The sequence below is a fragment of the Lentzea sp. genome (genome assembly GCF_035525475.1).
GTDB lineage: Bacteria > Actinomycetota > Actinomycetes > Mycobacteriales > Pseudonocardiaceae > Lentzea.
Genome location: NZ_DATLEC010000182.1, coordinates 1 through 12,088, shown reverse-complemented (window position 1 = coordinate 12,088; position 12,088 = coordinate 1). Strand labels below are relative to the sequence as shown.

Below are 12,088 nucleotides of genomic sequence, written 5' to 3'. Positions count from 1 at the left end.
GTGCAGAGCGAACGGTGAGTCGCCATCAGAGGGGCAGGGCGTTGACGTGGCCGTGGACATCTCGATCACCCCGCCCGAGACCGAGCCGAGTCCGGCGGCAATGCGGCGTGCCTTGCGCCGGGCAAACAACGGCTCGGTCCTGGACGTCACCGAGGCGGCGGTGCTGCTGCACGCGCGCGGCGACGACCTGGACGCCCTGCTGGAAGCGGCAGGCAGGGTGCGAGACGCTCACCTGTTGGCCGAGTGTCGCCCGGGGATGGTCACCTACAGCCGCAACGCGTTCATCCCGCTGACCCAGCTGTGTCGCGACCGCTGCCACTACTGCACGTTCGCGACCGTGCCGCACAAGCTGCCCGCGGCGTTCCTCGAGCGCGACGAGGTGCTGGAGATCGCCAGGAAGGGCGCGGCGGCCGGGTGCAAGGAGGCCCTCTTCACGCTCGGCGACCGGCCGGAGGACCGCTGGCCCGCAGCGAAGGAGTGGCTGGAGGCGCGCGGGTTCGAGTCCACTTTGGACTACGTGCGGGCCAGCGCCATCGCGGTGCTGGAGGAGACGGGGCTGCTGCCGCACCTCAACCCCGGCGTGCTGAGCTGGGAGGAGCTCACGCGGCTGCGTCCGGTCGCGTCGAGCATGGGCATGATGCTGGAGACCACGGCGGAACGGCTGTGGAGCGAGAAGGGCGGGCCGCACTACGGCAGCCCGGACAAGGACCCCGCCGTCCGCCTGCGGGTCCTGACCGACGCCGGGCGCGTGAACGTCCCGTTCACCACCGGCATCCTGATCGGCATCGGCGAGACCCTGGGTGAGCGCGCGGAGTCGTTGCTCGCGATGCGGCAGATCGCCAAGCAGTACGGGCACGTCCAGGAAGTGATCATCCAGAACTTCCGCGCCAAGCCGGACACGGCCATGCGCGGCATGCCCGACGCCGACCTGACCGAGCTCGCGGCGACGATCGCCGTCGCGCGCCTCGTGATGCCGTCGACCGTGAGCGTGCAGGCGCCGCCGAACCTGGTCGGCGGGGAGTTCGGCCTGATGCTGCGCGCGGGCGTCGACGACTGGGGCGGCGTCTCGCCGATCACGCCCGACCACGTGAACCCCGAGAAGCCCTGGCCCCAGGTCGACAAGCTCGCCGACATCACGCGCGAAGCCGGATTCTCCTTGCAGGAACGGCTGAACGTCTACCCGCGCTACGTCCGCGCGGCGGCGGGGCAGTGGATCGACACCCGGCTCACGGCCCACGTTTCCGCGCTGGCGCTGGAGAACGGCCTCGCGAACCCCGACGCGGACGTCGTCGGTCGCGAGTGGCAGGAACCCGACGGCGGCCTCGACACGTTCGGTCGCGCGGACCTCAACACCGCGATCGACACCGAAGGTCGCACGAGCGACCGGCGCGGTGACTTCGACGAGGTCTACGGCGACTGGGCCGAGCTCAAGGTTCCCGTTGCGCCGCAACGGCTCTCCGAGGACGTCCAACGTGGACTGAAGATCGCCGCGAACGACCCGGCGGCGTTGCTCGACGACACCGACGCCTCCATGGCCCTGCTCACCGCCGACGGCGACGCACTCGAAGTGATGACCAAGCTCGCCGACGACCTGCGGCGTGAGGTGGTCGGCGACGACGTCACGTACGTCGTCAACCGGAACATCAACTTCTCCAACGTCTGCTACGTCGGCTGCCGTTTCTGCGCCTTCGCCCAGCGCGAGCGGGACGCGGACGCGTTCCGGCTGAGCGCCGAGGAGGTCGCCGACCGGGCGCAGGAGGCGTGGGACGACGGCGCCACCGAGGTCTGCATGCAGGGCGGCATCGACCCCAAGCTGCCGGTGACCTACTACGCGGACGTCGTGCGCGCGATCAAGAAGCGCCTGCCGGACATGCACGTCCACGCGTTCAGCCCGATGGAGATCGTCTCCGCCGCGGCGAAGGCGGGCGTGAGCGTGCGCGAGTGGCTGACCGAGCTGAAGGAGGCCGGCCTCGACACGATCCCCGGCACGGCGGCCGAGATCCTCGACGACGACGTGCGGTGGGTCCTGACCAAGGGCAAGCTGCCGACCGCGACGTGGCTCGACGTCGTCGGAACGGCCCACGAGCTGGGCATCCGCTCGTCCAGCACGATGATGTACGGGCACGTGGACCACCCCGGCCACTGGCTCACCCACTTCCGCGTGCTGGCGAAGCTGCAGGACCGCACCGGCGGGCTCACGGAGTTCGTCGCGCTGCCGTTCGTGCACCGCAACGCCCCGATCTACCTCGCGGGTGTCGCCCGCCCCGGTCCCAGCCGCCGCGACAACCGCGCCGTGCACGCGTTCGCGCGGCTGGCGTTGCACGGGCGGATCGACAACATCCAGTGCTCGTGGGTCAAGCTCGGTGACGAGGGCACCGCGGAGATCCTCAACGGCGGCGCGAACGACATCGGCGGCACCTTGATGGAGGAGACCATCAGCCGCATGGCCGGGTCCGAACACGGCTCGGCGCGCACTGTGCGTGAGCTGGAGACCCTGGCAACGCTCGCAGGGCGTAACGCCCGTCAGCGGACTACGACATATGGGCGAGTGCGAACCGGCCGCCAGTGGCCGATAGTCTGATTCGGCGCATCGACGCTACCGGCCATCGGTAGCTTGGCGGCCAATCAGTCAGCAAAGGTTCACCCTTCCGGGGTGGGTCTGTGCCTTGGGGAGGCTCGGCAAGTGCACGGCATGAGTCTGGTACTGAGCGCTGCGGTCGAGAGCAGCATGACCGGTACCGCCGCAGGTCCCGTGGGTCTGATCGCGGTCACCGCCGGCGTCGGCGGTCTGGTGTTCGGCCTGGTGAAGCGGCGCAAGCCGGTTCCGGTCACGGCCGCCAACCAGCGCATCGACCTCGTCCAGCAGGACACCGCGCAAACCTGATCCACCTGGTCTGAGAAGATTTCGTCCGTGTCCACGGAGAGCGCACCCGCAGAAAGCACCGCCGCAAGCACCACGGCGCCCGTCAAGCGCCCCCGCGTCCTGTCCGGCATCCAGCCGACGGCCGGGTCGTTCCACCTCGGCAACTACCTGGGTGCGGTGCGGCAGTGGGTGGCGCTGCAGGAGGCGCACGACGCGTTCTACTGCGTCGTCGACCTGCACGCGATCACCGTGGAGCAGAACCCGAAGGAGCTGCGGCAGAACACGCGCGTCTCGGCCGCTCAGCTGCTCGCGCTGGGCATCGACCCCGATCGCGCGACGCTGTTCGTCCAGTCGCACGTTCCCGAGCACGCCCAGCTCGGCTGGGTCATGCAGTGCATGACCGGCTTCGGCGAGGCGTCGCGGATGACGCAGTTCAAGGACAAGTCCGCACGCCAGGAGCAGTCCGTCGGCGTGGGCCTGTTCACGTACCCGATCCTGCAGGCCGCGGACATCCTGCTGTACCAGGCGCACTACGTGCCGGTCGGCGAGGACCAGCGCCAGCACCTGGAGCTGACCCGCGATCTCGCGACGCGGTTCAACTCGCGCTACGGCAAGACGTTCCGCCTGCCGGAGGCGTACATCGTCAAGGACACGGCCAAGATCTTCGACCTGCAGGACCCGACGTCGAAGATGAGCAAGTCGGTGCCCGGCGGTGTCGTGGAGCTGCTGGACGACCCGAAGCGCTCGGCCAAGAAGATCCGCTCCGCCGTCACCGACACGGGCCGCGAGGTCCTCTTCGACGTCGAGAACAAGCCGGGCGTGTCGAACCTGCTGACGATCTACTCGGCGCTGATGGGCCGTTCCGTCGAGTCGCTGGTCTCCGACTACGACGGCAAGGGCTACGGCGACCTGAAGAAGGACCTCGGCGAGGTCTTCACCGAGTGGGTCACGCCGGTGCAGGAACGCGTGCGCATGTACCTCGACGACGTGGCGTCGCTGGACAAGATCCTGGCCGCCGGTGCGGAACGCGCGCGTGAGGTCGCTGCCGGCACCTTGCGCCGTACGTACGACAAGATCGGCTTTGTTCTGCCGGAGTAGTGCGCTTGCACTAGCGTTCCCGGCGTGGACAAGTGGCGGCGGAAGTACGCGTGGCTCGACCACATCGTGCGTGCGTATGAGCGTTTCACCGAAAGTTACGGCACGCACTACGCCGCTGCGGTCACGTACTTCAGCGTGCTCTCGCTCGTCCCGATCCTGATGATCGGGTTCGCCGTCGCCGGTTTCGTGCTGCAGTCGCAGCCGGACCTGCTGGCGTCGTTGCGGGGGAGCATCGCCGAAGCCGTGCCGGACCAGCAGCTGCGCGACCAGATCAACGACGCCGTGAACACCGCCCTGGACTCCAAGGGCACCGTCGGCATCATCGGTCTGCTCGGTGCCGCCTACTCGGGCCTCGGCTGGATGAGCAACCTCCGCGACGCCCTGACGGCGCAGTGGGGGCACGCCAAGGAGAACCTGCCGTTCCTCGGCACGCTGTGGCGAGACCTGCTGTCGTTGGCCGGGCTCGGGCTCGCGATCGTGGTGTCGTTCGGCATCACCGCCGTGGGCACCGGGTTCGCCGAGCTCGTCCTGCGGTGGATGGGGCTCGAGAACGCCGGCTGGGCGCACGTGCTGCTGCGGATCGGCACGATCGTCCTGTCACTGCTCGCGAACTGGCTCGTGTTCCTGTGGGTGCTCTCGCGGCTGCCGCGCAAGCCCGTGGGGTGGCGCAGTGCACTGCGCGGGGCGTTCGCGGGAGCGATCGGGTTCGAGGTCCTGAAGCAGACGGCGACGCTCTTCCTGTCGTTCACGACCAGGTCGCCGACCTCGGCCGCGTTCGGGTCCGTCATCGGTGTGCTGGTGTTCGCGAACCTGGTGGCGCAGTTCGTGCTGTTCATCACGGCCTGGACGGCCACCGCGCGGGAGAACCGGGAGCCGGAGGTCGTGCAGGCGCCGCCACCGGCCGTGATCCAGCCCGTCGTCACCGTGAAGTCAGGGCCCTCGCCGTCGTTGATGCTCGGTGCCGGCGCGGTCGTCGGGGCCGTGCTCGGGCTCCGCTGGCGCAAGCGCTAGGAACGACGAATGCCCCCGGCCGCGAGCCGGGGGCATTCGTCAAGCGCTTCTCAGACGTTCTGAGCCGCCTGCGCGGCCTGCGCGGCCTGGCGGCGTGCCCGTGCCGCCTTGGCCCGCTTGTTGCGGACGAAGAGCAGCAGGCCGGCCAGCAGGCCGATGCCCGCCGCGGCCGTGATGGGCAGGCCGACGGTGCCGAACGCGGTCGGCTCCTGACGGCCGCGGTCGTCCGTGCCGGCCGCCACGTCGGCGGAGTTGTCGTTGCTGCTCTGCGTGGGGACGACGTTCGGCTTCGGCTGGGGCGCGCCGTCCACGAGCTTGCCGACGCCGCCCGGGCTCATCGCGAAGCCGTAGTCGAGCAGCTTCGCCGCCTGGGCGTCGATGCGCGTGGGCGTCTGCTGGCCGCGCAGCAGGACGACGACGAGACGGCGGCCGTTGCGCTCGGCGGCGCCCACGTACGTGTGCTGCGAGTCGTCGGTGAAGCCGGTCTTGCCGCCGATCGCACCCTCGTAGTTGCTGAGCATGCGGTTGTCGTTCGTCAGCATGATCGTGCCGCCGTTGCGGCCGGGGAACTGCGACTGCTTGAGCTTGATGGCGTTCGCGAACTCCTCGTACTTCATCGCGCCGCGGAAGATCAGGCCGACGTCGTAGGCGGAGGTGCTGGTGCCGGGGGCGTCCAGGCCGGACGGGGTGACGGCGCGGGTGTCGAGGGCGCCGAGCTCCTTGGCCATGGCGTTCATCTTGCGCAGGGCGTTCGGCACGCCGCCGAGCTGACGGGCGAGCGTGTGCGCCACGTCGTTGCCGGAGGTGAGCAGCAGACCGTGCAGCAGCTGCCGGACCGTGTACTGACCACCGTCGCGCAGGCCGACGCAGGTGCACTCCTGCTGCGTGTCCTCGGCGCTGGCGGTGACGACGAGGTCGCCGCGCAGCTCCTTGGCCACGACCATCGCGAGGAGCACCTTCATGATGCTCGCCGGGCGCTGGCGGCCGTGCGGGTCGTAGGCGGCGAGGACGGCGCCGCTGTCGATGTCCGCGAGCAGCCAGGAGGCCGCGGTGATGCCGCTCGGCGGCTGCGCCGAGTTCGGCGGCAGGATCAGCCCGCACTCGCCGAGCCGGTCACCGCCGATCGGCTTCTCGGGCACCTCGGGCGGGGGCGGGGCCTTCTGGCCCGGAGCCGGCTGCTCGGAGGTGTCCACCGGGGGCGGCGGGGTCTCGCGGTTGGCGCACTGTGCCGAGCCGGCGGCCTGCTGTGCGGTGCCGGTCGGTGCGGCGAACGCGGCGGTGGCCGTAGCTAGGACCAGGGCGACGATGAGCCGTTGGGTGAAGGGCACCCCTTCAGGCTATCCACCCCCGTTTAGTCGCCTGCACGCACCACGTCCGATACTGGTTCCCGTGAAGCTCTCGCGCCCGATGTCACTCTTCCTGGTGGCTTTCGGAGTGTGGTCGTGGGTGATCTGGCCCACGTTCCTGAAGAACATCTGGAACGACCCCCGTTCGTTCAGCGACGGACCGACCCCGTTCTTCACGGTGCACCTGGTGCTCGTGATCGCCTCGCTCGTGTTCGGCACCATCATCGGGGTGCTGGGCGTGCGGGGTTTCCTGGCCACTCGACGTCGATAGGAAACGCTGTGGAGTTCGTACGCCTGCTGCTGGTGTTCCTGCACCTGCTGGGCATGGGCATGCTCGTGGCGATGATCATGTTGCAGGCCAGGGCCGGGAAGGACGCGCCGGTCAACAAGGGCTGGCTGCACGGCGCCGCCCTGCAGCTGCTCACCGGCATCGCGCTCGTCGGCATCGACCCGCTGGTCGACTCGGTGGAGTACGACCACGTCAAGATCGGCGTCAAGCTGCTCGTCGTCGTGGCCATCGCGGCCGTCGTGGCGATCAACGTCACCAAGCCGAAGGCCCCGTCCTGGCTGCTGCCGACCGCCGCGTCCCTGGTCGTGCTGAACATCGGTGTGGCCGTCTTCTGGACCTGATCGGGCGATCTCTCGATCACTCGCGGGTGACGTGCGGCCGAATGGCGAGCGACGTGCCGTAGGTGGGCCAACGATCGCGACATGTCACGTATCGCCTATATCGGTGTGCTCACCGCCGGTGCGGTGTTGACGCTCGTCGCACTGCACGGTGCCGCCCCCGAGGCCCAGGCTTCGGGGGATGGCCGGGTGTGCGCCGCCGCGGGGTGCTCGGAAGACCGCCCGGGGTGGCGTGCTCCTCAGGGGAGAGGAGAGCCGACGACGACCACCTCCTCGTCGACGACCACTCCCTCGACGACCACGTCCACCACCACTACGACTCCGTGCACGACGACGACCGGCACGACCACTACCGACACGACTGGTACGACCACGACCGGCACGACGACAACCGACACGACCACGACTGGCACCACCACGACCGACACCACCACGACCGACAGCACCACCACGACGACGACCGACAGCACCACCACGACTGACAGCACGACCACGACGTCGCCTGTGTGGACCACGACCAAGCCCGTCGCGGCGCCGCCCCGCCACGACGACAACCGCCTGGCCAACACGGGCGCCTCGATCGGCTGGATGCTCCTGCTCGGCGTGCTGTTCGTCGCCGGCGGCGCGCTGATGCTGCTGATCGACCGCGGCAGGCGCGGCCTGCGCCGCTGACCGCATGCTTGATCGCTTGATCGCAGAAAACTGTCGGTGGTGCTCGTCACACTGATGACATGCGAATCGAACTCCTGCGCGAACGCAGCGATCTCGGTGTCATCAGTGCCGGCACCCTTCGGTCACCGGGCGTTCCGAACCCGTGGCTGAAATGCCGTCCAGGCGGGCCGTGGCAGCGCATGCACTCCGGTGTCGTGCTGCTGCACAACGGCCCGCCCACGCGTGACCAACACCTCACCGCCGCCTTGATGCGCGCGGGCCCCGGCGCGGTCGTCACCGGCGCCGAGGCCTGCCGCCGTCACGGCCTGCCCGCGCGCGGCACCGAGATCCACGTGCTGGTGCCGGGCTCGGTGCGCGGCAGCGGCTCCCTGATCGTCGAACGCGCTTCCCTGATGCCGCCCGCGTGTGACGTCGGCGGCTTCCCTGTGGTGTCCGCTGCCCGCGCCGTCGTCGACGCGTGCCGCCAGATGCGTTCGGCCGACGAGGCCACAGGCCTGGTGGCCGCCGCCATCCAACGGGGCCGCTGCACGCCTTCGAGCCTCGCCGCGGAGGCCCGCACCAACCGCTACGGCACGAAGCTGGTCCGCTCTGTGCTGAAGGAGCTGGGCCACGCGGAATCCGTCGCCGAACGGGACGCGCGCCGGCTCTCACGCCGGATCCGGCTCACCACACCGCACTGGAACGTCACGATCGCCGACGCCGACGGCGTGGTCATCGGCCGGCCGGACGCCTGGTACGACGACGTCGGTCTGGCGTGGGAGATCGACTCGCGGGCGTTCCACTACGGAGCACGCGACTACGAACGCACTCTCGCGCGCAACAGCCGGTACGCGGCAGCGGGAATCCTGGTGGTGCAGACGTTGCCGACGTGGTTGCGCGACACCCCGGACGCGGTGGGGCGGGAACTGAAGAAGGCGCACCAGGCGGCGGCCGCCCGGACGCGCCCGCCGGTGCGCATCGTGGAGGTGACATAGCCGAACCCTCGAAACGGCGAAGCGCCGCGCCCCCAGCGGGAACGCGGCGCCTCGAAACCCGGAAACGTCAGACGCGCTTGAACAGCAGCGCGCGCTTCACTTCCTGGATCGCCTTGGTGACCTGGATGCCACGCGGGCAGGCGTCGGTGCAGTTGAACGTCGTCCGGCAGCGCCACACGCCGTCGATGTCGTTGAGGATGTCGAGACGCTCCTCGGCACCCTCGTCGCGCGAGTCGAAGATGAACCGGTGCGCGTTCACGATCGCCGCCGGGCCGAAGTACGAGCCCTCGGTCCAGTAGACCGGGCAGGAGGTGGTGCAGGCGGCGCACAGGATGCACTTCGTCGTGTCGTCGAACCGCTCGCGGTCGGCGGCGGACTGGATGCGCTCGCGCGTCGGCTCGTTGCCGTAGGTCACGAGGTACGGCTTGACGGCGCGGTAGGCCTCGAAGAAGGGCTCCATGTCGACGAGCAGGTCCTTGTTCACCGGCAGGCCCTTGATGGGCTCGACGGTGATCGTGGTGTGCTTGTCGCCCTTTTCCAGCAGGTCCTTCAGCAGGACCTTGCACGCCAGGCGGTTCACGCCGTTGATGCGCATGGCGTCCGAGCCGCAGACGCCGTGGGCGCACGAGCGGCGGAACGTCAGCGTGCCGTCCACGTACCACTTGACGTAGTGGAGGAGGTTCAGCACGCGGTCCGACGGGAGGGCCGGGATGTCGAACGAGTCCCAGCGCGGTTCGTCGTCGAACTCCGGGTTGAACCGGCGGATCTTGACGGTGACCGTGACAGCGCCGTCCGGAACCGGCGGCTGGGAGCCGCGCGAGCCAGCAGTGGTTTCAGCGGTGGCGGTCATCAGTACTTGCGCTCCATCGGCTTGTACCGGGTAAAGGTGACGGGCTTGTAGTCCAGGCGGATCTCCGCCGACAGACCTTCGCCCTGCTTGTAGAACATGCTGTGGCGCATGAAGTTCGTGTCGTCGCGGTTCGGGTAGTCCTCGCGGGCGTGACCGCCGCGGGACTCCTTGCGCGCCAGCGCGCCGTGCACGAGGACCTCGGCCAGCTCCAGCAGGAAACCGAGCTCGACGGCCTCCAGCAGGTCCGTGTTGAAGCGCTTGCCCTTGTCCTGGACGGAGATGTGGGCGTAGCGCTCCTTCAGGGCCTGCACGTCGTGCAGTGCCGTCTTCAGCGTGTCCTCGGTGCGGTAGACGGACGCGTTGGCGTCCATCGTGGCCTGCAGCTCGGTGCGGATGTCCGCCACGCGCTCCTGGCCGTGCTCCGACAGCGCCAGCGCGACCTGGGCCTCGACGGCCGCGGCCGGGTTCTCCGGCAGGTCGACGTGCGCCTCGCGGGACAGGGCGTACTCCGCGGCGGCGATGCCCGCGCGGCGGCCGAAGACGTTGATGTCCAGCAACGAGTTCGTGCCCAGGCGGTTCGCGCCGTGCACGGACACGCAGGCGCACTCACCCGCGGCGTAGAGGCCGGGAACGACGTTGTCGTTGTCCCGCAGCACTTCGCCGTGGATGTTCGTCGGGATGCCGCCCATCGCGTAGTGCGCGGTCGGGTACACCGGGACGGGCTCGACGACCGGGTCGACCGCGAGGTACGTGCGGGCGAACTCGGTGATGTCCGGCAGCTTCGTCTCCAGCACCTCGGCGCCGAGGTGCGTGCAGTCGAGCAGCACGTAGTCCTTGTTCGGGCCGGCGCCGCGGCCTTCCAGCACCTCGAGGGCCATCGAGCGGGCCACGATGTCGCGCGGCGCCAGGTCCTTGATGGTCGGGGCGTAGCGCTCCATGAACCGCTCACCCGAGGCGTTGCGCAGGATCGCGCCCTCGCCTCGCGCGCCCTCGGTCAGCAGGATGCCGAGACCCGCGAGACCGGTCGGGTGGAACTGGTAGAACTCCATGTCCTCCAGGGGCAGGCCCTTGCGGAAGACGATGCCCATGCCGTCGCCGGTGAGCGTGTGGGCGTTCGACGTGGTCTTGAAGACCTTGCCGAAACCACCGGTCGCGAACACGACGGACTTGGCCTGGAAGACGTGGATCTCGCCGGTCGCGAGCTCGTAGGCGACGGCGCCGGTGCAGACCGGGCCGTTCTCCGTCTCGGTCAGGCAGATGTCGAGGACGTAGAACTCGTTGAAGAACTCGATGCCGTGCTTGACGCAGTTCTGGTACAGCGTCTGCAGGATCATGTGACCGGTGCGGTCCGCGGCGTAGCAGGCGCGGCGCACGGCGGCTTCACCGTGGTTGCGCGTGTGGCCGCCGAACCGGCGCTGGTCGATCTTGCCCTCGGGCGTGCGGTTGAACGGCAGGCCCATCTTCTCGAGGTCGAGAACGGCGTCGATGGCCTCCTTCGCCATGATCTCGGCGGCGTCCTGGTCGACCAGGTAGTCGCCGCCCTTGATCGTGTCGAAGGTGTGCCACTCCCAGTTGTCCTCCTCGACGTTGGCGAGGGCGGCGCACATGCCGCCCTGGGCCGCGCCGGTGTGGGAACGCGTGGGGTAGAGCTTCGTGAGCACCGCGGTGCGGGCGCGCTGGCCGGACTCGATCGCCGCGCGCATTCCGGCACCACCAGCGCCGATGATGACTACGTCGTACTTGTGGAACTGCATTGTGGTGGGCTCCCCGCGCGGGTCAGTTCGAGATGTTCGGGTCGAAGGTGAAGATCACGAACGTGCCGAGCGAGACGATCAGGACCATCGACACGTAGAGCAGCATCTTCAACCAGAACCGGGTGGAGTCCTTGCGCGCGTAGTCGTTGATGACGGTCCGCACGCCGTTGCCGCCGTGGATCTGCGCGAGCCAGAGCATCGCGAGGTCCCAGAACTGCCAGAACGGCGACGCCCAGCGGCCGGCCACGAAACCAAAGTTGATCTTGTGGACACCGCCGTCCAGGATGTTCATGATGAACAGGTGGCCCAGGACCAGGACCACGAGCAGGAGGCCGGAGAGGCGCATGAACAGCCAGCTGTAGAGCTCGCCGTTGCCGCGGCGCGCCGCGGGGCGGCGGGGGGAACGGGGCTTGTCGAGTGCGAGTGACATGGGTCAGTGACCCCCAACCAGGTCGGAGATCGTGCGTTCCATCATGAAGTAGAAGCCGGGGATCATGACGACCACCCAGACGGCCAGCACGGTCCAGAGCATGACCCGCTGGTACCTGGCGCCCTTCTCCCAGAAGTCGACCAGCATGACCCGGATGCCGTTGAGCGCGTGGTAGAGCACCGCGCCGACGAGGCCGACCTCGAAGAGGTTGACGACCGGGTTCTTGTAGGTCTCGATCACCGCGTCATAGGCGTTCGGGGACACCCGCACGAGAGCGGTGTCGAGCACGTGGGTGAAGAGGAAGAAGAACGTGAGGACACCGGTGATCCGGTGGGCGACCCAGGACCACATGCCCAGATCACCGCGGTAGAGCGTCCCACCCCCTCGGGTGGTGCCCGACCGCTCGGGTGCGCCTGCGCTGGTCATGCGCCGCGGCCTCCAACGTCAGTGGTGGTGGTCGGTG

14 protein-coding genes are annotated in these 12,088 nt (G+C 69.0%); 8 read left to right on the top strand and 6 right to left on the bottom strand.

Annotated elements, in window-relative coordinates; translation table 11 throughout:
* Positions 1-100 precede the first annotated feature (100 nt).
* The 4 genes from VM306_RS29075 (at position 101) to yhjD (ending at position 4,972) form a co-directional block, all read left to right on the top strand.
* A complete protein-coding gene (locus VM306_RS29075; RefSeq protein ID WP_325520822.1) occupies positions 101-2,581 on the top strand; it encodes a bifunctional FO biosynthesis protein CofGH in 2,481 nt (826 codons plus the stop codon).
* A 111-nt stretch (positions 2,582-2,692) separates the two neighbouring features.
* Entirely contained in the window at positions 2,693-2,884 is a 192-nt protein-coding gene (locus VM306_RS29070; protein WP_325520820.1) for a hypothetical protein, read from the top strand.
* A 27-nt stretch (positions 2,885-2,911) separates the two neighbouring features.
* Complete coding sequence (gene trpS, locus VM306_RS29065; RefSeq protein WP_325520818.1) at positions 2,912-3,961, top strand: tryptophan--tRNA ligase; 1,050 nt, start codon at positions 2,912-2,914, stop codon at positions 3,959-3,961.
* Positions 3,962-3,985: 24 nt separating this feature from the next.
* Positions 3,986-4,972: an inner membrane protein YhjD gene (yhjD, locus tag VM306_RS29060; RefSeq protein ID WP_325520816.1), complete on the top strand. Its 987-nt coding sequence runs from the start codon at positions 3,986-3,988 to the stop codon at positions 4,970-4,972.
* 50 nt (positions 4,973-5,022) lie between these two features.
* Here the strand turns inward: yhjD and VM306_RS29055 are convergent, their stop codons facing one another.
* The gene (locus tag VM306_RS29055) at positions 5,023-6,300 is read right to left on the bottom strand and encodes a D-alanyl-D-alanine carboxypeptidase family protein (protein WP_325520814.1); all 1,278 of its coding nucleotides are present in this window, start codon (positions 6,298-6,300) and stop codon (positions 5,023-5,025) included.
* Between the two features lie 61 nt (positions 6,301-6,361).
* Here VM306_RS29055 and VM306_RS29050 point away from each other — a divergent pair, with 61 nt between their 5' ends.
* Positions 6,362-6,589 carry an SCO4848 family membrane protein gene (locus VM306_RS29050; protein ID WP_325520812.1) on the top strand — a complete coding sequence of 76 codons (228 nt, stop codon included), beginning with the start codon at positions 6,362-6,364 and terminating at the stop codon, positions 6,587-6,589.
* 8 nt (positions 6,590-6,597) lie between these two features.
* A complete protein-coding gene (locus VM306_RS29045) occupies positions 6,598-6,948 on the top strand; it encodes a hypothetical protein (RefSeq protein WP_325520810.1) in 351 nt (116 codons plus the stop codon).
* 236 nt (positions 6,949-7,184) lie between these two features.
* Here the strand turns inward: VM306_RS29045 and VM306_RS29040 are convergent, their stop codons facing one another.
* Complete coding sequence (locus tag VM306_RS29040; protein ID WP_325520808.1) at positions 7,185-7,439, bottom strand: hypothetical protein; 255 nt, start codon at positions 7,437-7,439, stop codon at positions 7,185-7,187.
* A 10-nt stretch (positions 7,440-7,449) separates the two neighbouring features.
* Between VM306_RS29040 and VM306_RS29035 the strand changes: the two genes are divergently transcribed.
* Both VM306_RS29035 and VM306_RS29030 read left to right on the top strand, forming a co-directional pair.
* Positions 7,450-7,617, top strand: coding sequence for an LPXTG cell wall anchor domain-containing protein (locus VM306_RS29035; RefSeq protein WP_325520806.1), 168 nt, complete (start codon positions 7,450-7,452; stop codon positions 7,615-7,617).
* Positions 7,618-7,676: 59 nt separating this feature from the next.
* Positions 7,677-8,591, top strand: coding sequence for a hypothetical protein (locus VM306_RS29030; RefSeq protein ID WP_325520804.1), 915 nt, complete (start codon positions 7,677-7,679; stop codon positions 8,589-8,591).
* Between the two features lie 67 nt (positions 8,592-8,658).
* Here VM306_RS29030 and VM306_RS29025 read toward each other — a convergent pair whose 3' ends face one another.
* Genes VM306_RS29025 through sdhC form a run of 4 tightly spaced genes read right to left on the bottom strand, consistent with a single transcriptional unit; the run spans position 8,659 to position 12,051 of the window.
* Entirely contained in the window at positions 8,659-9,441 is a 783-nt protein-coding gene (locus tag VM306_RS29025; protein WP_325520802.1) for a succinate dehydrogenase iron-sulfur subunit, read from the bottom strand.
* Positions 9,441-11,195, bottom strand: a complete 1,755-nt coding sequence (gene sdhA / locus VM306_RS29020; RefSeq protein ID WP_325520800.1) for a succinate dehydrogenase flavoprotein subunit — start codon at positions 11,193-11,195, stop codon at positions 9,441-9,443. Before sdhA ends, VM306_RS29025 begins: the two co-directional genes overlap by 1 nt.
* 22 nt (positions 11,196-11,217) lie before the next feature.
* On the bottom strand, positions 11,218-11,625 hold the full coding sequence (locus tag VM306_RS29015) for a succinate dehydrogenase hydrophobic membrane anchor subunit (RefSeq protein WP_325520798.1): 408 nt from the start codon (positions 11,623-11,625) through the stop codon (positions 11,218-11,220).
* Positions 11,626-11,628: 3 nt separating this feature from the next.
* A complete protein-coding gene (sdhC, locus tag VM306_RS29010; RefSeq protein WP_325520796.1) occupies positions 11,629-12,051 on the bottom strand; it encodes a succinate dehydrogenase, cytochrome b556 subunit in 423 nt (140 codons plus the stop codon).
* Between the last annotated feature and the right edge of the window lie 37 nt (positions 12,052-12,088).

Excerpts from the sequence above, each read along its gene's own strand:
- VM306_RS29075 (WP_325520822.1), top strand. The coding sequence starts at position 101 with ATGCGGCGTGCCTTGCGCCGGGCAAACAACGGCTCGGTCCTGGACGTC.
- VM306_RS29070 (WP_325520820.1), top strand. The coding sequence starts at position 2,693 with ATGAGTCTGGTACTGAGCGCTGCGGTCGAGAGCAGCATGACCGGTACC.
- VM306_RS29030 (WP_325520804.1), top strand. The coding sequence starts at position 7,677 with ATGCGAATCGAACTCCTGCGCGAACGCAGCGATCTCGGTGTCATCAGT.
- VM306_RS29025 (WP_325520802.1), bottom strand. The coding sequence starts at position 9,441 with ATGACCGCCACCGCTGAAACCACTGCTGGCTCGCGCGGCTCCCAGCCG.
- sdhA (WP_325520800.1), bottom strand. The coding sequence starts at position 11,195 with ATGCAGTTCCACAAGTACGACGTAGTCATCATCGGCGCTGGTGGTGCC.
- VM306_RS29015 (WP_325520798.1), bottom strand. The coding sequence starts at position 11,625 with ATGTCACTCGCACTCGACAAGCCCCGTTCCCCCCGCCGCCCCGCGGCG.
- sdhC (WP_325520796.1), bottom strand. The coding sequence starts at position 12,051 with ATGACCAGCGCAGGCGCACCCGAGCGGTCGGGCACCACCCGAGGGGGT.